This window comes from Nocardioides baculatus, assembly GCF_016735675.1.
GTDB lineage: Bacteria > Actinomycetota > Actinomycetes > Propionibacteriales > Nocardioidaceae > Nocardioides > Nocardioides baculatus.
This window is the reverse complement of record NZ_JAERSG010000002.1, coordinates 175736-197552: the sequence shown is the minus strand read 5'-3', so window position 1 is coordinate 197552 and position 21817 is coordinate 175736. Positions and strand designations below refer to the sequence as shown.

The following is a 21817-nucleotide window of genomic DNA, read 5'->3' as shown; positions in this document are numbered from 1 at the left end:
GGTGGCACGCCCGGTCGCGCACCCGCGCCGGAGAGGTCGTCGTGCCAGAGTGGACCCATGATCATGGTCGATCACCTCACCAAGACCTATGGCGGGTTCACCGCCGTCGACGACGTCAGCTTCACCGCGAGACGCGGCCGGGTCACGGGGTTCCTCGGCCCCAACGGAGCCGGGAAGACGACGACCATGCGGATCATGGTCGGGCTCACTCCCGCGACCTCGGGCAGCGTCCGCATCGGCGGCCGGGACTACCGCGACATCCCCAACCCCGGCCTGCACGTCGGTGTCCTGCTGGACGCGTCCGCCCAGCACGCCGGCCGCACCGGCCGCGAGGTCCTCATGATCGGCGCGAGGACGATGGGGCTGCCGGACTCACGCGTCGACAAGATGCTGGAGCTGGTGTCGCTCACCCCGGACGAGTCGAAGCGACGGGTGCGCAACTACTCCCTCGGCATGCGCCAGCGCCTCGGGATCGCCCACGCGCTCCTCGGCGATCCGTCGGTGCTGATCCTCGACGAGCCGGCCAACGGGCTCGACCCGGCCGGCATCCGCTGGATGCGGCGCCTGCTCAAGTCGTACGCCGACCAGGGCGGGACCGTGCTGCTGTCCAGCCACCTGCTCAACGAGGTCGAGCTGATCGCCGACGAGATGATCCTCATCGGACGCGGCACGATCGTCGCCTCGGGCACCAAGGAGTCCCTGCTGTCCGGCGAGGCGACCAGCACGCTGGTCCACTCCGAGGACAACGACGCGCTCGGACGCCAGCTGGCGGCAGCAGGACACACGGTGTCGGTCGAGGCCGGTGGGCTCCGGGTCGACTGCGACTCCCCCACGGTCGGACGGGCAGCGCTGGAGGCGCAGGTCGTGCTGACCGAGCTCCGGTCCGGCGCCGCCGGCCTGGAGGACCTCTTCCTCTCCCTCACCGAGGACACCCAGCGCGAGGGACATCCCGCCGCCGCGACCGCCCAGGGAGGCACCGCATGACCACCACCGACGCCTCGTCCGAGCTCCTCGACGTCTCCGGCACCCCGGCCGTCCCCTTCACCCGGCTCGTGGCCGTCGAGGTCCGCAAGGCCCTCGACACCCGCGCCGGACGCTGGTTCTCCGCCTCGATCGTGCTGCTGAGCCTGGCGGTCGTGGTGATCTACGCCTTCGCCGCGCCCGAGGACAGCCGCGACTTCAGCGACGTCATCGGCGTCGCGGGCGCCGTCCTGGGCTACTTCCTGCCGATCCTGCTGATCCTCATGGTCACCAGCGAGTGGAGCCAGCGCACCGGCCTCACGACCTTCACCCTCGAGCCCCACCGCGGGCGCGTGGTCGGGGCCAAGCTCGTCGGGGGCCTTCTCCTCGGCGCCGCGCTGATCCTCGTCGCGATGGCAGTCGCCGCAGTCGGGACACTCATCGGCGGCGGGGGCTGGTCGATCACCGCCGACGTGCTGGTCAAGGGATTCCTCGTCGCCAACCTCATCGCGATCCTCACCGGCTTCGCGATCGGGATGCTCCTGATGAACAGCCCGGCCGCGATCGTCACCTACTTCATCTACTCCCTGGTGCTGCCGATCGCGGTCGGCGTCCTGGGCTCGTTCCAGGACTGGTTCGCCGACCTCGCGCCCTGGATCGAGTTCAACACCGCCCAGGGACTGATGTTCCAGGCCGACGGCATGCCGAGCGGCGAGGTCCTCGCCCAGCTGCTGGTCTCCGGGACCATCTGGCTCGTCGTCCCGTTCGCCCTCGGCCTGCTGCGCCTGCTGCGCGCCGAGCCCAAGTAGGTCAGCCCGGCGGGCCGGCGACGACGGTCGGGACGTACTCATACATCTGGAGACGGCCGTCGAACGTCCGGTGCTCGACGGTCTCGAGCGTGACGTCGGGCCAGCCCGCGTAGAACGGGTCCTGCCCGGTCGCGCCGTTGACCACCGGGAAGACGACGACGCGGAACCGGTCGACCAACCCGGCAGTGAGCAGCGAGCGGCAGAGGGTGAGGCTGCCGATGGTCCGCAGGGACCGGTCCCCGTCGCTCTTCATGCGGCGCACCACCTCGACCGGGTCGTCGCGCACGAGCCGGGTGTTGGCCCAGGCGAGCGCCTCGTCGAGGGTCGAGGAGAAGACGACCTTGTCGCGCCCGGTCAGCTCGGACATGTCCTCCTCGCCGGTCTCGACGAAGCCACTGAAGAGCCGGTAGGTGGTCGCGCCCATCAGCAGCGTGTGGCTGGTGTCGTCCTCACCGAGCCACGCGAAGTAGTCAGGCCCGCCCATCCCCCACAGACCCGGCCAGCCGTCGGCTGCGGTGAAGCCGTCGAGCGACGTGATGATGTCGAGCGTCAGGGTGGCCACGTCCCGACCTTGCGCCCGCCCGGCAGGAAATGCAACAGGCCCCGCCACCCTCGGGTGGCAGGGCCTGTCAGCGTGGGTCAGCTGCCCGAGATGATGCCCGGCAGGGCCTTCTCGAAGAGCGCGATCACGTCGGCGGCCGGCAGCACGTAGCTGCGCGGGCGCGCAGCGGCGGCGAGGTCGGCACCCCAGTCAGCCGCGCGCTGGCGCTGCAGCGGCGTGCCGTGGTGGCCCGGGCTGTCGAACACGCAGTCACCGACGGTGTAGAAGCTGAGCAGGGCGTCCGTCACGCGCTTGGCGTTGAGCGAGAGCCCCTTCTTGTGCGTCGCGAAGTAGGTCGCCATGGCGTCGGCCATCAGCTCCGTACGACGGGTGGCCGCGGCCGGGTCGGACGGGCCGTTGTCGAAGGCGTTCAGCTCGTACTGCACGTGGTGGGCGAACTCGTGGGCCATGATCACGCGCGGCCCGACGTCGCCGAGGCCGAACGAGTCGTAGGCCTCGATGATGCCCTTGCCCATGATCAGCTTGTCGGGGAGGTCCTTGATCAGCGGGTCGGTCTCGCCCTCGGCGCTGAAGGCGAAGGCGTTGGCCGTCCAGAGCGGGTTGTCGTAGAGGTCGCCGTGGCTCTGGAGGTAGGTGGCGACGGTGGTCGCCTCCTGCTGGATCTCTGCCTCGGTCATGGGAGCGGCCTCACCCGTGGCGACCATCGCCGTGAGCGTGCGGGCGATGCGGTCAGCGTCGAGCAGCGACTCGCCGTTCATCTCCATGAGCTGGATGTCGCTCGAGTCGATGTCCCAGAAGCGGCGCAGGTCGCGGAAGGTGTGGGCCACCTGCGTGCCGTGCGTCTCGAGCGCGTAGGTCGGGTCGCCGGCCGTGCCGAAGAAGAGGGCGTCGTAGGTCGGGACGCTGAAGAGCGTGTCCTGGTGGTCGATGACGAACTGGAAGACCGCGGGGTCCGCGGCGAGCGCGCCGATCTGCTCGTCGAAGTAGGCGTCGAACAGCGTGGCGCCACACTCGCTCGGGTCCACGGCCGGGTCGAGCGCCGCCGATGCGGGCACCTCGACGAGTCGGTCGGCGGTGCGAGCGGACGCCGTGCCGGCAGCAGGTGCGGCGGTCGCGACTGCGGCGGGACCGAGCGGGAGGAGGACCGCAGCACCGAACGCCGCGGTCCACCGGATGAGTCTGTTCACGAGATCTGACCTCCGAGAGTGATGACCCGGAGGACTGTCCGCCCCCGAGTGGAACCGTCCCAACCTAGGTCGGGATCCACGGGAGGAAAAGGCAGAAAGGCCTCAGAACCAGCCGGGAACGCGTACGTCCGCGAACGGCGCGTCGTCGTACGGCGTCCAGCTGGTGCCCTGGGCCGAGGCCGCGGCGCCCAGCCCGGAGCCGAGCGCGGCGACCAGGAGGGTGACCAGCAGCCACGGCACGCCGCGGCGGGCGAGCGGGTCGACGACACGGTGGATCGGCGAGCGGACGCGCTCGGAGCCCGGACCCCACCAGGTGCCGATCGCGAAGGATCCGCCGATCACCGCGAGCGACGTCAGCACCGAGAGCGAGGCGGCGAAGCAGAGCAGGGCGACGGCGGCCGCGATGCCGACGCTCCACAGGATCAGCAGCAGGGTGCCGCCGAGCCCGGCGACCACGTGCCACGGAGCCGCGAGCAGGAGCTGGATGCCGTCGTACCACTTCGCCCCGCGCCGGTCGCGCCTGCTGCCCGCGGACGCCGCGGCGAGCGAACCGCTGCGCAGCAGCCAGACGGTGAGGAAGAGGACGGCGAGCGCGAGGTAGGGCGCGTAGGCGATGCCGCCGGTCACCACGCCGCCGAGCGCGAGCAGCGAGAGACCGCGACGCAGCCGCTCGCCCGTCGGGACCGGCTCTCGGGCCGCTCCGTAGTCACCGACGTACTCCACCGAGCCGTCAGGCAGCACGCGCGTCTGGCGGTTGGGGAGCGTGTGTCGGTCTCCGTAGAGGTCGTTGCGCGGGTCGGCGCGGGTCTCGTCACGCTCCCAGTCCGACGACCAGTGCACCGGCTCGCGCGGGACGACCCCGGTGCCCACGGCCGTCGGGGCCTCGAGGTCCTGGCGTACGCCGGCGACGTAGGGCAGCGTCACGGGGTGCGGCTCCCGGCGGTCTCGTGACGGGCCCGGAGGGCCCTCCTCGACCAGCGGTGAAGCGAGCTCCTCCAGCCAGTCGCGCACCTCGTCGAGCGAGGGACGGTCCTCCGCCTCGGGCGCGAGCGCGTCCTCGACCAGCTCGAGGATCACCGGGTCGAGGCCGGAGAGGTCGTGCTCGCCACGACGGACGCGGTCCATGATCGCGACCGACGGCCCGCGTCCGAACGGCGCACGGCCGGTGCCGGCGTAGGCCAGGGTCGCCGCCCAGGCGTGCACGTCGGATGCCGCCGTCGCGTCGTCGCCGTAGAGGATCTCGGGCGCGAGGTAGCCGGGCGTGCCGAGCAGCCAGCCGGTCATCGTGATGCGCGAGTCCTCGGCGACGCGGGCGAGGCCGAAGTCGATGAGGATCGGCGTGCGGCCCTCCATGATCACGTTGGACGGCTTGATGTCGCGGTGCAGGACGCCGACGTCGTGGACCGCCTCGAGCGCCTCGGCGAGGCAGTCGGCGAACCACAGCAGGTCGTCGCCCTCGAGCGGTCCCTCCTCCTGCACGTGGTCGTGCAACGAGAGGCCGGGGACGTAGCGCGTGGCGACGTAGGGGATCTCGCCCCACGGGTCGGCGTCGACGATCTCGGCGATCCGGCGGCTGCGCACGCGGCTGAGCGAGCTGACCTCGCGCGCGAGCCGGCGGCGGGCCTCGTCGTCACCGACGACGTGCGGGCGCAGGACCTTGATCGCGACCGGCCGCTCCCCCGGCTTCTGGCCGAGGTGCACGACGCCCATCCCACCCTCGCCGAGGCGGGCGCGCAGCGAGTAGCCGCCGACGGTCAGCCCGGGCGGCGGCGCCTGAGGGGACGTCGTCACGTCATGAGGATACGGGCGGTGAGCGGCGTTGACCGTCATCCGGCGGCCTTTCGACGGGCGGCCTGTCGTCGGCGGCGGCTAGCGTCGCGGTGTGGACGACGTACGACGACGGCTCGCCGCCGAGCGCGCGCAGACGCAGTCGCGGCTGGCGAGCCTGACCGGCGACCACGAGTCCATCGTCGCCGCCTCGCTCGACACCAACGCCGACGACGAGCACGACCCCGAGGGCGCCACGATCGCCTTCGAGCGCTCGCAGATCGGCGCCTTGATCCGTCAGGTGCAGGGACATCTCGTCGAGGTGGACGCTGCTGTCGCTCGCCTCGATGCCGGGGCGTACGGCGTGTGCGAGCGCTGCGGGTCGGTGATCAGCGCTGCGCGGCTGGAGGCACTGCCCGCGGCGCGGCTGTGCATCCGGTGCGCGTCGACAGTGGCGTGAGGCGCCCGACCTAGGGGCCGTTCGCTCCACTGATCACGTGGCGCTGGCCGCGCCGCACCAGCCACTCCGCGACCGCGAGGTTGATCACCCACGCGAGCCCCATGCCGACCGCCTTGACGGTGCCGTCGGGCTGACCGGCGACGACGGTCAACGGTCCGAGGACGAGCGCCTGCGTCCCGGCGCCCTGGGCGACGGCGTACGACCTCGCCATCCAGCGCCGGTGGGTGGCGACGTCACGGCGGAGGATGGCGCGGAGCCCGAGGACGAGGCCCGCGACCATGAGCGAGCCGAAGACGAGGCGGAGCCACATGAGTGCGGTGTTGTCGTAGGCAGGGAGGTCGGAGAAGACCGCCATCCACATGCCGCTGAGCGCGGCGGCGATGCCGGCCGGCACGAGGATCCGTCCGCTCCACCGGTGCCAGGTCGGGCGGCGACGCCGCAGCGACGGCTGGAGCTGGAAGGCGCCGAGGACGCAGAAGGTCGTCGCTCCGATGATGTGCACGACGATCGGGAGAGGGAGGTCGAAGAAGCGGGCGTTCTCCTCGGTCCGGCCTCCGGAGAGGTCGACCAGCCGGGCGGCGCCGGCCAGCGCCGGCACGGCCGTCAGCGCGATCAGCGAGGCGGGGATCGACCAGTCCCGGCGGGTACGGGTCGCGGCGGGCGCTGGCGGAGCGAGGATCGTCATGGGACGAGCCTCGCCGCGGACGGCGTACTCCGGATCGGCCTGCAGGCCGGAGCTGGATCAGCCGTTCGGCCGACTGCTCCTGCCCCGCGCGTCGCCTCAGAGGTCCCTCGGGCACCACGTGTGGGCGGAGTCCGTTGCGTTGCAACAGCCGAGTCGCGCGGGAGTCACCGCTTCAGCGGTGACTCATGCAGCGGCCGATCAGCAGACGCGGTGCATCCAGCCGAAGGTGTCCTCGGTGCGGCCGAACTGCATGCCGACGAGCTCCTCGCGGATCTTCATCGTCAGCTCGGTGCTGGCCGGCGCCGGGGTCACCGACGCGGGCGAGCGCAGCTCACCGACCGGCGTCACGACGGCCGCGGTGCCGCAGGCGAAGATCTCTGTGATCTCGCCCGAGGCGACGCCGTCGCGCCACTCGTCGATGGAGAACTTCCGCTCCTCGACGGCGTGGCCGAGCTTGCCGGCGAGCTCGATGATCGAGGCGCGGGTGATGCCCTCGAGGATGGTGCCGGTCTCGGGCGTCACGATCCGTCCGTCGCGGTGGACGAAGAAGAGGTTCATCCCGCCGAGCTCCTCGATGTAGCGGAACTCCTGGTCGTCGAGGAAGACCACCTGGTCGCAGCCCTGCTCGATGGCCTCGCGCTGGGCGGCGAGCGAGGCGGCGTAGTTGCCGCCGGTCTTGGCCGCGCCCATGCCGCCGCGGCCGGCGCGGGTGAAGGTCTCGGAGAGCCAGAGGTTGACCGGCTTGATGCCGCCCTTGAAGTACGCACCGGCAGGAGACGCGATGACCATGAAGGTGACGTGCTGGGCCGGGCGCACGCCGAGGAAGGTCTCGGAGGCGAACATGAACGGGCGCAGGTAGAGCGACTTCTCACCGCCACCGGCAGCCGAGTTGTCGGGGACCCACCGCTGGTCGGCGGTCACGAGCGCGTCGACGGCCTCGACGAAGTCGTCGACGGGCAGCTCGGGGAAGGCGAGCCGCTGCGACGAGCGCACCATGCGGGCGGCGTTCTGCTCGGGACGGAAGGTCCAGACCGAGCCGTCGTCGTGGCGGTAGGCCTTCATCCCCTCAAAGGTCTCCTGCGCGTAGTGCAGCACCGCGGTCGCCGGGTCGAGCGTCAGCGGACCGTAGGGCGTGACACGCGCGTCGTGCCAGCCGCTGTCCGGCGTCCACTCGATCGTGAGCATGTGGTCGGTGAAGTGCTGACCGAATCCCGGGTTGGCGTGGATCTCGGCGAGCCGGGCGTCGTCGACGGGCGTGGGGTTGGCGGTGGTGCTGATCTGCATGGGGTCAACCTATTCCAGAGCCCCGGGAAGGGCGCTCAGAGGCGGGCGGCGATCGCGTCCCCGACCTCGGACGTACGACGGCTCGTGCCCGGCGCGCGCTCGGCGAGGTCCGCCAGGACGGCGGCCTCGATCGCGGCGGCGGCGTCGGGGTGGCCGAGGTGATCGAGGAGCAGCGCGCCGGAGAGGATCGCCGCGGTCGGGTCGGCCTTCTGCTGGCCGGCGATGTCGGGGGCGGAGCCGTGGACGGGCTCGAACATGGAGGGCGCGGTCCGGTCGGGGTTCACGTTGCCGGACGCGGCCAGCCCGATGCCGCCGGTGATGGCAGCGGCCAGGTCGGTGACGATGTCGCCGAAGAGGTTGTCGGTGACGATCACGTCGAAGCGGGCGGGGTCGGTCGCCATGAAGATCATGGCGGCGTCGATGTGGATGTAGTCGGTCGTGACGTCGGGGTGCTCGGCGCCGACCTGTTCGAAGAGGCGCCACCAGAGCGAGCCGGCGTTGGTCAGCACGTTGGTCTTGTGGACCAGCGTCAGCTTCTTGCGCGGTCGCTTCTCGGCCCGGGCGTAGGCGTCGCGGATCACCCGCTCGACGCCGTACGCCGTGTTGACCGAGACCTCGGTGGCGATCTCGGCCGGGGTGCCGACCCGGAGGGCACCGCCGTTGCCCGTGTAGGGGCCTTCGGTGCCCTCGCGCACCACCACGAAGTCGATCTCGCCGCGCTCCAGCACGTGCTCCGCCAGGGGTGAGACGGAGCCGGGGAACAGCCGGGAGGGACGCAGGTTGACGTAGTGGTCGAGCTCGAAGCGCAGCCGGAGGAGCAGCCCGCGCTCGAGGATGCCGGGAGGCAGGTTCGGGTCGTTGGGCTTGCCGCCCACCGCACCCAGCAGGATCGCGTCGTGCCCGCGGATCTCCGCGAGCACCGAGTCGGGCAGCACCTCGCCGGTCGCGAGGTAGCGCTCGGCGCCGAGGTCGTAGCGCGTCGACTCGAACTTCACGGGCGAGGCGACCTCGAGGACCTTGAGGGCCTCCGCGGTCACCTCCGGACCGATGCCGTCGCCGGGGATGACGGCGAGGGCCAGCGGCTCCGTGGTGGTGCCGGCGGTGAGAGCTTCCTGGTGGGTGTCGGGCATGCGGCGAACGTTAGTTGTCGTCCGGCCGCAGGCCGCCGTTGTCTCGCAGGTCAAGCGCGGTCTGGAGCGCCGTCGCGGTGTTCTCCGCGCTGCGGGGGTTCTCCGGGTCATGGGCCGAGGGGCCCCACGAGTCGGGGTAGAAGTCGTACATCGGATCTCACTCCTGAGGATCGGTCGTGCTGATGGGTGAGAGCTCGAAGCCACCGACACCGCGGTGGGTGACGGAGCGGGAGTGCGGGGATCGCCCGGGGCCCGGCTGCCGGCCGGCGACGAGGCGGATCACGCGGTGATCGCGGACCCACCGCAGAGGCGGCGCCTTCGAAGCTCAGAAGGACTGGCGAACTCGACTGACTGTCGAAAGTTCAGAAGGCCGGTGGCGGAACCTCGTCAACGCCGAACACCGCGACGAGGTGGCCTTCTTCAGGCCTCGCCGCGGCGAACGATAAGTACGAGCACGTTCCGCATGGTGATCCGACTGTACGACCGCCCACCGGACGTCCGCATCCGTTTTCCGAAACGTGTCAGATCGTGAGATCGGGAGCCGCGACCTGAGACGGGGCGCGGCAGGTGGCACACTCGGCGGTCTCATGTCTGCTCCTCCCGATCTCCCCGACGTCGTCCAGCGCGCCTTCGACGTGTGCCGCTCCGCCGGCTACGTGTCCTTCTGCCGCAACGAGACCGGCCGCCTCCTGGCGACCCTCGCGGCGACCCGCGGCGGCACCATGGCCGAGTTCGGCACCGGGTGCGGCGTGGGCACGGCGTGGCTGCGCAGCGGCGTACGCAACGGGGCGCGGATCCTGACCGCCGAGCTCGACGAGTCCCTGGCCGGCGCGGCCGCCAAGATCTTCGACGACGACGCCAAGGTCGAGGTGCTCGCTGCCGACTGGAGCGTGCTGCACGACCGCGGGCCCTTCTCCCTCCTCTTCCTCGACTCCGGCACGCCGTCCGAGGTCGGCGTCGACCAGGTCGTCGACCTCGTCGAGCCGGGCGGGATCGTCGTGCTCGACGACTTCGCCCCGTGCGAGTCGTGGCCGCCGATCACCTACGGACGGGTCGACACCCTGCGCGAGCAGTGGCTCACCGACGAGCGGTTCACCGCGGTCGAGGTGATGGTCGCCGCCGACGCGTCCGCCGTCATCGCCACGCGCCGCTGAGCCGGGTCCGGTGAGCAGGACGAGCACGTGACCGGGCTCGCCGTCGCCGCCCCCAGCCGGGCGGCAGCGGACGCGGCCACCCGGGTCGCGCGCGCCGGCGGGTCCGCCGTCGACGCCGCCATCGCGGCGGCCCTCGTGGCGATGGTCAACGAGGTCGGCCTGGTCTCGCTCAGCTCCGGTGGGTTCGTCGCCGTGCAACCGGCGTCAGGTGCGGCGTACACCGTGGACGGCTGGATGGACCGGCCCGGACTCGGGCGCGGTGACGGCTCCCCCGCGCCGCACACGTGGGACATCGACACCGAGTACGGCGGCGGGGTGACGATCACGATCGGTCCCGGCTCGGTGGCCACGCACGGCTCGCTCGCGGCCTTCGGCGAGGCGCACGCCCGCGACGGGCGACTGCCGTGGCGCGAGCTGGTGGCGCCGGCGGTCGAGGTCGCCCGCGACGGGTTCGCGCTGGGCTCGGCCTCGCGCTACTACCTGCGCTACGTCCACGAGAGCGTCTTCGGCTGGGACGACGCGAGCCACGCGGCGCTGCACGACGCGGCGGGACGGCTGACCGAGGAGCGGGTGGTCGTGCCGGACCTGGCCGCCACCCTCGAGCACATCGCCACCGTCGGTCCGCGCGCGCTGCACGAGGGCGACCTCGCCGACCTGGTCGCGCGCGACGTGCGGGAGCGTGGCGGTCTGCTGGGTGCCGCCGACCTGGCGGCGTACGAGCCCGTGGTCCGCCCGCCGCTGACCACCCGGGTCGGCGCGTGGAGCCTGGGCACCACTCCCCCTCCCTCGGTCGGCGGCGTGGTCGTCGCCTCGATGCTGCGGTTGCTCGACGACCGGCCGCGCGGGGCCTGGACCGCGGACGACGTCGAGCACCTGGTGCGTGTCCAGCGCGCCGTGCTCGGCCACCGTCGCGAGGTGCTCGAGGTCGCGGGCGACCTCGACGCGGCCTCCCGTGCATGGCTGGATCGCGTCGACGCGGACCACCGGGCGGTGCTCGAGTCCGGGTCGACGGCCCACGTGTCGGTCACCGACGCGGACGGAGGGGCGTGCTCGATCACCGTGTCGTCGGGCTACGGGGCGGGGATGATCGCGGCCGGCACCGGCATCTGGCTCAACAACTGCCTCGGCGAGCAGGAGCTCAACCCGCCCGGCCGCCGGGTGCCCGCGGGCGGTCGGCTGCTCTCCAACATGGCGCCGACGGTCGGCCGCCACGACGACGGCTCCACCCTCGCGATCGGCTCCCCCGGCGCCGACCGGATCACCACCGCGCTCGTCTGCACGCTCGCCGGCTTCGTGAGCGGGGGGCTCGACCTGGCCGACGCCGTCGCCCAGCCGCGCGTGCACGTCCACCGGGCCGGCCTCTCCGACGAGGACGTCCGGGTCGAGCACGACCAGTCGATGTACTTCGGCGGTGTCGGCGCCGCGCTCACCACGGCCGGCGGCGCGCTCGAGGCGGTCGCCGACCCGCGTCGCGAGGGCGTCGCCGAGGTCGTTGGCACACGCTGATTGGATGACCCGCATGGCCGACGCCCTGCTCACGGTCCGCGGGATCACCCGCCGCTTCGGCGACCGGACGATCCTGTCCGGCGTCGACCTCGACGTGGCGGCCGGTGAGGCCGTCGGGGTCGTCGGGCCCAACGGCAGCGGCAAGTCGACCCTGCTGCGGTGCATCGTCGGCGCGGACGAGGCCGACGACGGCGAGGCGACGCTGGCCGGGCGGGTCCTCGACGAGAAGCTCCCCGAGATCCGGCGCGACCTCGCGGTCGTGATGGACGACCTCGACTTCTTCCCCGACCTGTCGGTCGTCGAGCACCTCGACCTGGTGGCGCGCGCCCACGCCCAGCCCGACGCCGAGGAGGTCGTCAACGTCGTGATCGGCGAGGTCGGCCTGATGGAGGTCTCCGGCCAGCTGCCCTCGACACTCTCCTCCGGCCAGCGGCGCCGGCTGGCCCTCGCCAGCGCGTTCGTCCGGCCGCGCCGGCTGCTCGTGCTCGACGAGCCAGAGGCCCGGCTCGACGTCGACGGCGTGGCCTGGCTCGGCAGCAAGCTGCTCGCCGAGAAGGCCGCCGGTCGAGCGGTGCTGCTCGTCAGCCACGACCCGGCCCTGGTGGAGCGGGTCTGCGACCGCGTCGTACGCCTCGGACCGGACGCCGGCGATGGCTGAGTCGGTCCACGAGGTCCCGACCGCCCGCGAGGTGCGGGCCGAGATCCGCGACTGGCGCCGCGGGCGCGCCGAGCTGAGGTGGGGCGAGGTGCTCTCCGACGGCTACATCGCGCTCTTCTGCATCGTGATGATCGGGGCGATGGGCGGCAACGTCGTGCTCACCCTGCGCCGCCTCGCCGACGACTCCTGCACCGGGTCGTGCACCGAGGTGCGCGCGGCGACGCCGTGGCTCGTCGCGCTGGCGGTCGCCCTGCTCGCGCTCGGCCTGGCCCGTCTCCTGGGGCCGGTCTTCAGCCCGCCCGCCGCCAACGCCTGGCTGCTCAGTTCCCCGGTCGACCGGGGTGCGCTGCTGCGTCCGGGGTGGGCGCGTACGTCCGCGCTGGCCGTCGCTCTCGCCGTGCTGGTGCTGCTGGCCCCGGCCGCGCTCGGCGGGTTCTCGCTCACCGAGGGAGGGGTGTTCCTGGTGGCCGGCGGCGCCACCGCGCTCGCCTGCGTCGGCATCGCCGCGCTGTCGCAGGTGCACGAGAGCCGGGTCGCCCGGTGGCTCACCTGGCTGGTCGCCGCGGCGCTCTGGTTGCTCCTGAGTCTCTCAGCGACTCAGGGCGCAGGAGCGGTCCCCGAGGTGTCGCTCGCGACCGGCGTCGCGGTCGCCGTGCTCCTCGTCGCGGTCGCCGCCGCGCTCTTCTGGCGCGCCCGCGCGGCGATGGCGGGCGTCTCGCGCCGCGTCCTGGGCTACACCGCGCACCTGTCCCCCAGCCTCTCGGGCGCGCTGTCGTCGGTCGACCTCGGCCTGATGTACGACGTCCTGCTGGCGCGCCGCTGGGGACGTGGGGCGCGCGTCCGACCACGCACCGGCGGCCCCCTCGGCTGGCCCGCGCTGGTCCACCGCGACCTCATCCGGGCGGCGCGGTCGCCGCAGCCGTTCGTCCTCCTCGCCGCACTCGTGCTCGTGCCCTACGCCGCCGCCGAGGCCGGCGCCGGCCGCGCGGTCGTGCTCGTCACGACGCTCCTCGGCCTGCTCGGCGGGCCTGCGATGTGCTCGGGCCTGCGCGTCGTCGTACGCACCCAGAGCCTCGCGCGGATGCTGCCGCTGAGGCGGCAGACGCTGCTCCTCGCCCACCTCGCGGTGCCCGGGAGCGCGCTCCTGCTCTTCTCGCTGGCGACGATCCCCACGCTGCTGCCGACGCATCCCTCGACGGAGGCGGCCAACCTCGCCATCGCCTGTGCACTCTCGTCGGTCGCGGCGACGACGCGCTGGGTCACGGGCAAGCCGCCCAACTACGCAGCGCCGATGGTCAGCACGCCGGCGGGCGGCGTGCCGACCGGGGTCTTCGGCAGCCTCGCGCGCGGCTTCGACGTGTGGGCGTTCACCGCGCTGCCGATGATGTTCGGGACCGGCGGGATGATGCTGTCGAGCGTGATCAGCATCGGGGTGATCAGCTACCTGGTCTCCGACTCCGCCGCCTGAGGGCCCGGGGCGGACGCCCTCACGCCCACCGGCCCCACGTCGACCGTCAGCCACGGCAGCATCAGCTGGGTGAGCGGGCCGATCGCCAGCGCGTAGACGACGGTGCCGAGCCCGAGGGTGCCTCCCATCAGCAGGCCGATCACGACGACGGCGACCTCGAGACCCGTACGGACCAGGCGCAGCGACAGGCCGGTGCGGCGGGCCAGCCCGGTCATCAACCCGTCGCGCGGTCCGCGACCGAGCTGGGCGCCGATGTAGAGGGCACTGGCCAGCCCGCAGAGCACGACACCGCCGAGCATCAGGGCGATGCGAGCAGCGATCGCGTCGGGCCGGTCGAGCACCCCGAGCGTGAGGTCGGCCGAGAACCCGACGACCAGGGCGTTGCTGATCGTGCCGAGCCCGGGCATCTCGCGCAGCGGGATCCAGAGCACCAGCACCACGAAGCTGAAGAGCACGACGGCCTGGCCGAGGGTCATCGGCACGTGGCGGATGAAGCCGGAGTGCAGCACGTCCCACGGCGCGAGGCCGAGCGCCCCGCGCACCATCAGCGCGAGCGAGACGCCGTAGAGGAACAGCCCCACGTAGAGCTGCGGCAGGCGGCGGGCGAGCCGGCCGGCGCGGAGCTGGGCGATCGGGCCGAGGTCGGTGAGGACGGCGCGGGGAGCGGTGGCGATGGCGGGAGTGGTGCCGGACATGGGTCCATCGTGGCGCCGATTGGCCTTGTCCGACATAGCCAATCGTGGAACAGTGGCCTGCATGAGCCGCCTCGTCAGCGCCCACCGCGTAGCCACTCTGGTCGGAGACTTCCCTCGCTCCCCCGCCTACCTCGGCCTCGCCGAGAGCCTGCGGGTGCTCATCGGCGACGGCCGGATCGGGATCGGCGTACGCCTGCCCAGCGAGCGCGAGCTCACCACGACCCTCGACGTCTCCCGCACCACCGTGACGCGCGCCTACGAGGTGCTCCGCGAGAGCGGGTACGCCGAGGCGCGCCGCGGGTCGGGCACGTTCACGAGGGTGCCCGGTGGCGAGCGGCGTGCCCACGACCGCGCGCTCATGCCGGGCACCGGCGGCGAGGACGTCATCGACCTCACCTGCGCCGCGCACTCCGCACCGCCGGGACTGGTGGAGGCCTACCAGCGCGCCACCGAGGAGTTGCCGGCCTACCTGAGCGGTCCCGGCTACTTCCCGCTCGGCGTCCCCGCGCTCCAGGCGCGGATCGCGGCGGCCTACGAGGCACGAGGGCTGCCGACCGTCCCCGAGCAGGTCATGGTGACCGCCGGCGCGCTCGCCGCGGCGTCGGTCGTCGCGCAGGCCTTCACCGCCCCGGGCGACCGGGTCGTGGTCGAGTCGCCGACCTACCCCAACGCCACCCAGGCCGTGCGCCACGCAGGCGCGCGGCTGGTCCCGGCAGCGGTCGACCCCGACGGATGGGACCTCGACGCACTGGCCGCGACCCTGCGCCAGACCTCGCCGCGGCTCGCCTACCTGATCCCCGACTTCCAGAACCCGACCGGGCACCTGATGTCCGACGAGCAGCGCGAGGAGCTGGCGGCGGCGCTGGCCCGCACCCGCACGGTCGTCGTGGCCGACGAGGCGCACCAGGCGCTGGCCCTGCGGCCCGGCCTCGCCGCGGCGATGCCCCGCCCGCTGGCGGCGTACGCCCGCGACGCGATCACGATCGGCAGCGCGAGCAAGTCCTACTGGGGCGGGCTGCGCCTGGGCTGGGTGCGCGCTCCCCTGGAGCAGATGGACAGGCTGATCCATGCCCGCATCGGCCTCGACCTCGGCGCGCCGGTCTTCGAGCAGCTCGTGCTGGCCGACCTGATGGACCGCGCCGACGAGGTGCTGCCGGTGCACCGCGAGCGGCTCGTCGCCGGCCGCGACGCCCTCGTCGCCGCCGTCGGCGAGCACCTGCCGGAGTGGCGGTTCCGGGTGCCCGACGGCGGGCTCGCGCTCTGGTGCGAGCTGCCCGAGGCGCTCGGCACCGCGACGACCGTGGAGGCCGAGCGCCGCGGCGTCGTGGTCGCCCCCGGCCCGGTGTTCGCCGTCGAAGGGGGTCTCGACCGCTTCGTCCGGATCCCGTGGACCGCGTCGCCCGACGACCTCACCGAGGCCGTACGCCGACTCGCCGCCGCGTGGGACCACGTCAGCGGTCGTTCCCACGACGCACCGCGGCCGGCCACGCAGAGCGCGGCCGGCCGGGTGATGGTCGCCTAGTCGTCCACCGGGCGACCGGTCGTACGTCGTACTACCTCTTCTTCTTCGGCCCCACCTTGACGACCAGCGCGTCACCGGTGTCGGCGGTCACCTGCAGCGTGGTGCCCGTCTTCGGCACGTCCACGCTGTACCAGCCGGGCTGGTAGCGGCCCGGGTGCTTGCCGGTCGCCCCGTGCTCGTCCGAGCCGTACCAGTAGGTCCTGGTGTCGTCGAACAGCGGGTTGGCCGGCCTGCTCGCGATGCTGGCCGTCTGCAGCTCCGCGCCGGTGATCTTGCCGTCGCCGTTGGTGTCCACCTCGCGGTGCAGCGTGATCTTGTCGGTCCGCTCGAGCGAGAACGTCGAGTCGTAGGACAGGATCCGCGGGCGCATCAGGGTGTTGTCCGGCCAGTGGCTGAACTGCGGGTTGGCGTCCACCGGGAGGACCAGGCCCGAGCCGGGGTGGTCACCGACGTTGTTGTCGGCCTCCGAGGAGTCCCAGTAGTTGATCAGCATGCCGTCCTGGTAGGGGTAGTGCTCCACCCAGTCCGGCTTGGTGAACGGGTACGAGAAGTTGTACGCCGACGCCAGCGAGGTGTCGTAGCCGTCGTACTGACGGTTCTCCGCGATGTAGGCGTTGAAGTACGTCTCGATCTCGGAACCCGTCGTGGTGCGGAACCCGTCGTAGGTCCAGCCCGCGTCGGTCTCCGCGTCGCCGACCACGGTGCCGTCGATCGCGATGTTGTCGACCTTGAAGCCGCTCAGGGCGAAGGCACCGTCGGTCTGGTAGCGGAACCGGATCGCGTTGGTGCCGGCCGGGAGCGTGGCCGTGAGGCCGGTCCACGCGGTCTTGGTACCCGTGATGCCGGTCTTGCTGGAGTTGAACCCGCTCTGGTCACCGGAGGTGTCGGAGAGGTTCGTCGCGACCGGCGCCCACGTCGTACCGCCATCGGTGGAGGCCTCGAGGAACGCGTAGTCCCAGTCCTCCTCGATGTCGTAGTTGACCGTGGCCGTCAGGTTGGAGCCGCTGACGCCCGTCTTGGTCATCGTGGTGTTGAGGTCGTCACCCTGGGTCGACCAGTAGTACCTCGTCCCGCCATCCGCGGCCGGGGCCCCCAGCTCGAGCGGGACCTCCTTGTCGGGGAGCGTGGCGATGATCGCCTGCTTCGCGCGGTTGGTCGCTGGGACGTTCTTGCCGAGGCGGACCGTGGCCTTCTCGCCGGGCCGGACGACCTGGTAGAAGGGGCCCTGGTCGCCCTGGGCGTCGAGCCAGCCGAGCTGGAAGAGCTCCCAGGCACCCATGTCGGTCGGGGCGTCGCCGATGGTGTCGCCACCGTCGCCGATGTTGGCGCCGGACGACATCAGGGTCCAGAACGCGGTGTTGTTCTCCGCGCCACCGGTGTTGCCGGAGGTGTCGTAGAGGTCGGGCAGACCGAGGTCGTGGCCGAACTCGTGCGCGAACACGCCGAGGCCGCCGTTCTCGGGCTGGATCGTGTAGTCACCCACCCAGACGCCGGTCGGGTTGTTCGGGACCGGGTTGGCCGCGTCGGCTCCCAGGCCGTACGCGCCACCGTTGGAGCCGATGTTGACGCCGGTCAGGCCGCCGGGGCCGCCCGACTGCAGGTTGGAGTACCAGCGGTGGCTCCAGATGGCGTCGGAGCCGTAGATCGGGTCGCCGGCCGCCTCGTCGCCGCCCGCGTGGACGATCTGGAAGTGGTCGATGAAGCCGTCGGGCTCCTCGAAGTTGCCGTCACCGTCGACGTCGTAGCGGTCCTGGATGTCGAACGTCTTGAGGTAGTCCGTGATCTGGGCCATCGTCTGGCCCGCCTTGAGCTGGTTGTCGACCCACACGGCCATCGCGTCACGCACGAGGGCCTTGGTCGAGGCGCAGGTGGTCACGGCGGCACCGGGAGGGGTGCCGCAGAAGCCGCGGCCGTAGAGCGCCTGGTTGTAGGGCACCTTGACCCACTCGGTGACGTCACCGTCGATGGAGTAGCGACCCGAGGACTGGGTCTCGTAGTACTCCTTCATGCGGTTGAAGTACATGTCCTCGTAGTGCTCGCGGTCGAAGTCGTCCTGCCAGATCGTCGAGTTGTCGACGGCGCGGTCGGGCGCCGGGATCTCGTTGTGCAGGGGGCCGTCGAACTTCTGCGGCTGCGGCGCCGGCAGGTTGAACCCGTTGTTGGGCGGGTCGACGAAGCGCTTGTCGGTCGCCGTCTCGTAGCGCTGGTTGCCGAACTCGGCGAGCACCACGAAGATCTTGTCGGTGCCCTCGAGCTCGAGGGGCACCTCCTGGTTGGCGCCCTTGCCCGCGGCCTTGAAGGGCACCTTGCCCTCGGCCTTGCGCTCGAGGGCTGCCTGCTTCTGCGCGTCGCGCTTCGCCTTGATGGCGAGCGGGTGCTTCGGCTCGTGGCCGCCCTGCGGGCGGTCGGCCGACGGTGCCTCCTCAGGGGCACTGACCCCCGGGTTGGCGCTGGTGGGCGAGCTGACCAGCAGCCCGGCGGCGACGAGGCCGGCCGACGCGACGGCTGCCGCGGCCCTCTTGCTGTGACGTGAGAGGTGTCTCAACGGGGTGTGTCCCTCCATGCAGGCAGGGAGGCCCCAAGGTCGAGATCGTCGCCCGAGACATCCCTGATCTGACGATCCCCGCCCGATGCGGAGATCCGACCCGTACCGTGCGTCGTGAACCGGGTCACAAGGAAGACCAGCGTCGGGTTTTTGCCCGGTCGTTACCGAACCGTGACCTTGACACCGCCCCGCGGGTGAGGGATCAGGAGAGGTCGACCGCCCGCACCGACACGGCCTGGATGGCGGCCTCGATCTGCGTCAGCGTGTCGGCCGGGATGGCCGAGTCGACGCTCAGCGCGACGAGTGCGGCACCGCCCTTGTCGTGGCGGGAGACCTGCATGCCGGCGATGTTGACCTGCGCGTCGCCGAGGATCCCGCCGACCGTCCCGACCATGCCCGGGCGGTCCTCGTAGGTGAGGAACGCGAGGTGCGTGGTGGGCTCGAGGTCCACGTCGAAGCCGTTGACCTCGACGAGCCGCTCCTTCTGCGCGAGACCGACGAGCGTGCCGCTGACCGAGACCTGGGTGCCGTCGGCGAGGGTGCCGCGCAAGGTGATCAGGTTGCGGTGGTCGGGGCTCTCGGGCTCGGTGACCAGGCGCACCTCGGTGCCGCGCTCGGCCGCGAGCAGCGGCGCGTTGACGTAGGACACCTGCTCCTCGACCACGTCGGCGAAGACGCCCTTGAGCGCGGCCAGCTCGAGGACCTTGACGTCGTACTCCGTGATCTCGCCCCGCACCTCCACGTCGAGCTGCTGGGCGACCTCGCCGGCGAGCGCGGTGAAGACGCGACCGAGCTTCTCGGTGAGCGGAATGCCGGGTCGTACGTCCTCGGCGATGACGCCGCCCTGGACGTTGACCGCGTCGGGCACGAGCTCGCCGCTGAGCGCGAGCCGCACCGAGCGGGCGACGGCGATGCCGGCCTTCTCCTGCGCCTCGTCGGTGGACGCGCCGAGGTGGGGCGTCGCGACGACGTTGTCGAGCTCGAAGAGCGGGCTGTCGGTGCAGGGCTCGCTGGCGAAGACGTCGAGTCCGGCTGCCGCGATCTGCCCGGTCTTCAGGGCGTCGAAGAGGGCGGCCTCGTCGACGATCCCGCCGCGGGCGGCGTTGACGAGGACCAAGCTCTGCTTGGCGGCGGCGAGCTGGTCGGCACCGATCAGGCCCACGGTCTCGGGGGTCTTGGGCAGGTGGACGCTCATGAAGTCGGACTCGGCGAGGAGCGTGTCGAGGTCGACCAGGCGTACGCCCATCTGCGCGGCACGGCCGGCCTGGACGTAGGGGTCGTACGCGATGACCTTCATGCCGAACGCGCTCAGGCGCTGTGCGACGAGGACGCCGATGCGGCCGAGGCCGACGATGCCGACGGTCTTCTCGTAGAGCTCGATGCCGGTGTACTTCGAGCGCTTCCACTCACCGTTGCGCAGCGCCGCGTGGGCCGGGCTGATGTGGCGGGCGGCGGCCAGCATGAGGGCGACGGCGAGCTCGGCGGCGCTGACGATGTTGGAGGTCGGCGCGTTGACGACCATCACGCCGGCCTGGGTCGCGGCCTTCACGTCGACGTTGTCGAGGCCGACACCGGCGCGGGCGACGACCTTGAGCCGCTGCGCGGCGGCCAGCGCCTCGGCGTCCACCTTGGTCGCGGAGCGGACCAGGATCGCGTCCACGTCGGCGATCGCGGGGAGCAGCACGGCGCGGTCGGCTCCGTCGCAGTGGCGGATCTCGAAGTCGGGGCCGAGCGCCTCGATGGTGGCGGGGCTCAGCTCCTCGGCGATGAGCACGACGGGCTTGCTGGGCGTTGCGGTTGCGTTCACAGCGAGGGTCCTCTGGATGTTCGGAGGGTGGTCCGGGACTGCACGACGCTGTGCTCCGCCCACCCTACCCGCGTGGTCGTGGCACCCCGAACCCGTCCCATCCCTCGCTGTCGGTGTCCGCTCCTACGATGAGCGGATGGGTGCGATGGACGAGGCGGAGCGGCTCGAGCCGGGCTCGGTCGCGGAGTGGAGCGACTGGCTGCGCGAGCACCACGGGCAGCCGACCGGTGTCTGGCTCGTCTCGCCGCGGAAGGCGGCCGAGCGACCGTTCTCCTACGAGGAGGCGGTGATCGAGGGGCTGCGCTTCGGCTGGGTCGACTCGACGGTGAAGCCGGTCGACGACCTGCGGTCGATGCAGTGGTTCGCGCCCCGTCGCGCCGGCAGCATGTGGACCCGGATCAACAAGGGACGGGTCGCCCGGCTCGAGGAGGCCGGGCTGATGGAACCCGCCGGTGCGGCAGCGATCGCCGAGGCGAAGAGGACGGGCATGTGGACGCTGATGGACGAGGTCGAGGACCTCGTCGTGCCCGCCGACCTCGCCGCCGCCTTCGACCGCCACCCGGGCGCGCGCGAGCACTGGGAGTCGTGGTCGCCGTCGGCGCAGAAGATGATCCTGACCTGGATCGTGCTGGCGAAGCGTCCCGAGACCCGCGCGACGCGGGTCGAGACATCAGCCGCGAAGGCGGCGCAGGGAGTGAAGGCGCAGGGCTAGCCAGGGCCGACTGACGACGGGCTGGAGGCTAGATCGCGCAGCCGTCGGGTCCGCACGCCTCGCCGTCGGCACCGACCGTCTGCAGGGTGGGGTGCGACTCCGACCACGCCTGTTCGAGGACCTGCGTGAAGACCTCGGTGGGCTGCGCGCCCGAGACGCCGTACTTCTGGTCGATCACGAAGAACGGGACACCGGTGGCGCCGTAGGCCTGCGCCTGCTCGACGTCGGCGCGCACCTCGGCCTCGAACTCGCGGGACGCGAGGACCTCGTCGACGCGTGCGCCGTCGAGGTCGGCAGCAACTGCGACCTCGCGCAGCACGGCAGGGTCGGCGACGTTGCGGGCCTGGGTGAAGTAGGCCTCGAGCAGCGCCTCCTTGACCCGCCCCTGGAGGTCGTTGCCGCCCTCAGCGTGGGCGAGGTGGATCAGCCGGTGCGCGTCCACGGTGTTGAGGTGGAGCGTCTCGGAGAGGCGGTAGATCAGTCCCTCCTCCGCGGCGACGGCCTCCACGCGGTCCTGCATCTGCTTCGCGCCCTCGGGCGACTGGCCGTACTTGCGGGCCAGCATCACCGACGTGCTCTGCGTCGGCTCGGTGGGCGCACCCGGGTCGAGCTCGTAGGAGCGCCAGTGCACCTCCACCTCGTCGGCGTGGCCGAACTCGGCCAGCGCGTTCTCGATGCGGCGCTTGCCGATGTAGCACCAGGGGCAGACGACGTCGGACCAGATCTCGATCTTCACGACCTGCCCAACACCGATCCTGACCTGCGTGTTCCCGCGTCCGCTGGGCGGTGAGTCTCCTAGAGACTCAACGTGCAGCGCGGGCGGGTTGCTGTCGCACTGGACCGTGAGTCTCCCAGAGACTCAACGTCCAGCGCGGCCACGTCCTTGGGCCAGGTGCACCGTGAGTC

20 protein-coding genes are annotated in these 21817 nt (G+C 72.0%); 9 read left to right on the top strand and 11 right to left on the bottom strand.

Translation table 11 applies throughout. The features are described 5' to 3' along the window. The first annotated feature begins 57 nt into the window (after positions 1–57). Positions 58–984, top strand: a complete 927-nt coding sequence (locus JI751_RS06620) for an ABC transporter ATP-binding protein (RefSeq protein WP_201934973.1) — start codon at positions 58–60, stop codon at positions 982–984. Then, positions 981–1769 carry an ABC transporter permease gene (locus tag JI751_RS06615; protein WP_201934969.1) on the top strand — a complete coding sequence of 263 codons (789 nt, stop codon included), beginning with the start codon at positions 981–983 and terminating at the stop codon, positions 1767–1769. The genes JI751_RS06620 and JI751_RS06615 overlap by 4 nt, the downstream gene beginning before the upstream one ends. A 1-nt stretch (position 1770) precedes the next feature. Here JI751_RS06615 and JI751_RS06610 read toward each other — a convergent pair whose 3' ends face one another. The 3 genes from JI751_RS06610 to JI751_RS06600 form a co-directional block, all read right to left on the bottom strand. Continuing rightward, the gene (locus JI751_RS06610; protein WP_201934968.1) at positions 1771–2331 is read right to left on the bottom strand and encodes a dihydrofolate reductase family protein; all 561 of its coding nucleotides are present in this window, start codon (positions 2329–2331) and stop codon (positions 1771–1773) included. Between the two features lie 77 nt (positions 2332–2408). Next, positions 2409–3518: a neutral zinc metallopeptidase gene (locus JI751_RS06605; protein ID WP_201934967.1), complete on the bottom strand. Its 1110-nt coding sequence runs from the start codon at positions 3516–3518 to the stop codon at positions 2409–2411. Positions 3519–3620: 102 nt separating this feature from the next. Next, positions 3621–5309, bottom strand: coding sequence for a serine/threonine protein kinase (locus JI751_RS06600; protein ID WP_201934965.1), 1689 nt, complete (start codon positions 5307–5309; stop codon positions 3621–3623). 91 nt (positions 5310–5400) lie between these two features. Here JI751_RS06600 and JI751_RS06595 point away from each other — a divergent pair, with 91 nt between their 5' ends. Next, positions 5401–5745, top strand: coding sequence for a TraR/DksA family transcriptional regulator (locus JI751_RS06595; RefSeq protein ID WP_201934963.1), 345 nt, complete (start codon positions 5401–5403; stop codon positions 5743–5745). A 10-nt stretch (positions 5746–5755) separates the two neighbouring features. On the opposite strand, the gene JI751_RS06590 is transcribed toward JI751_RS06595, so the two are convergent. From JI751_RS06590 to JI751_RS06575, 4 genes are all read right to left on the bottom strand, one after another. Further along, positions 5756–6430 (bottom strand): DUF2306 domain-containing protein, encoded by a 675-nt coding sequence (locus tag JI751_RS06590; RefSeq protein ID WP_201934961.1) that lies wholly within the window; start codon positions 6428–6430, stop codon positions 5756–5758. Positions 6431–6628: 198 nt separating this feature from the next. Continuing rightward, positions 6629–7714: a branched-chain amino acid aminotransferase gene (locus JI751_RS06585; protein WP_201934959.1), complete on the bottom strand. Its 1086-nt coding sequence runs from the start codon at positions 7712–7714 to the stop codon at positions 6629–6631. Between the two features lie 35 nt (positions 7715–7749). Beyond that, the gene (locus tag JI751_RS06580) at positions 7750–8844 is read right to left on the bottom strand and encodes a 3-isopropylmalate dehydrogenase (protein WP_201934957.1); all 1095 of its coding nucleotides are present in this window, start codon (positions 8842–8844) and stop codon (positions 7750–7752) included. 10 nt (positions 8845–8854) lie between these two features. Next, on the bottom strand, positions 8855–8995 hold the full coding sequence (locus JI751_RS06575; RefSeq protein WP_201934948.1) for a hypothetical protein: 141 nt from the start codon (positions 8993–8995) through the stop codon (positions 8855–8857). Between the two features lie 436 nt (positions 8996–9431). Here JI751_RS06575 and JI751_RS06570 point away from each other — a divergent pair, with 436 nt between their 5' ends. From JI751_RS06570 to JI751_RS06555, 4 genes are read left to right on the top strand one after another with little or no spacing between them, the layout of a single operon-like run. Next, positions 9432–9998 (top strand): O-methyltransferase, encoded by a 567-nt coding sequence (locus tag JI751_RS06570; RefSeq protein ID WP_201934946.1) that lies wholly within the window; start codon positions 9432–9434, stop codon positions 9996–9998. 27 nt (positions 9999–10025) lie between these two features. Then, on the top strand, positions 10026–11504 hold the full coding sequence (locus JI751_RS06565) for a gamma-glutamyltransferase (protein WP_201934944.1): 1479 nt from the start codon (positions 10026–10028) through the stop codon (positions 11502–11504). A gap of 4 nt (positions 11505–11508) precedes the next feature. Next, on the top strand, positions 11509–12162 hold the full coding sequence (locus tag JI751_RS06560; RefSeq protein ID WP_372440554.1) for an ABC transporter ATP-binding protein: 654 nt from the start codon (positions 11509–11511) through the stop codon (positions 12160–12162). Beyond that, positions 12155–13630, top strand: a complete 1476-nt coding sequence (locus JI751_RS06555) for a DUF6297 family protein (RefSeq protein WP_201934942.1) — start codon at positions 12155–12157, stop codon at positions 13628–13630. The genes JI751_RS06560 and JI751_RS06555 overlap by 8 nt, the downstream gene beginning before the upstream one ends. Here the strand turns inward: JI751_RS06555 and yczE are convergent. Continuing rightward, positions 13603–14325: a membrane protein YczE gene (yczE, locus tag JI751_RS06550; RefSeq protein ID WP_201934940.1), complete on the bottom strand. Its 723-nt coding sequence runs from the start codon at positions 14323–14325 to the stop codon at positions 13603–13605. The two genes, JI751_RS06555 and yczE, sit on opposite strands and share 28 nt — an antisense overlap. A 61-nt stretch (positions 14326–14386) precedes the next feature. Between yczE and yczR the strand changes: the two genes are divergently transcribed. Continuing rightward, positions 14387–15847, top strand: coding sequence for a MocR-like transcription factor YczR (gene yczR, locus JI751_RS06545; protein WP_201934939.1), 1461 nt, complete (start codon positions 14387–14389; stop codon positions 15845–15847). Between the two features lie 31 nt (positions 15848–15878). Here yczR and JI751_RS06540 read toward each other — a convergent pair whose 3' ends face one another. After that, a complete protein-coding gene (locus JI751_RS06540; RefSeq protein WP_201934937.1) occupies positions 15879–18410 on the bottom strand; it encodes an immune inhibitor A domain-containing protein in 2532 nt (843 codons plus the stop codon). Positions 18411–18594: 184 nt separating this feature from the next. Then, on the bottom strand, positions 18595–20199 hold the full coding sequence (gene serA, locus JI751_RS06535; RefSeq protein WP_201934935.1) for a phosphoglycerate dehydrogenase: 1605 nt from the start codon (positions 20197–20199) through the stop codon (positions 18595–18597). 136 nt (positions 20200–20335) lie between these two features. On the opposite strand from serA, the gene JI751_RS06530 reads away from it, so the two are divergent. After that, a complete protein-coding gene (locus JI751_RS06530; protein ID WP_201934934.1) occupies positions 20336–20911 on the top strand; it encodes a YdeI/OmpD-associated family protein in 576 nt (191 codons plus the stop codon). A 28-nt stretch (positions 20912–20939) separates the two neighbouring features. On the opposite strand, the gene JI751_RS06525 is transcribed toward JI751_RS06530, so the two are convergent. Then, positions 20940–21647, bottom strand: coding sequence for a DsbA family oxidoreductase (locus JI751_RS06525; protein ID WP_201934930.1), 708 nt, complete (start codon positions 21645–21647; stop codon positions 20940–20942). Positions 21648–21817 lie beyond the last annotated feature (170 nt).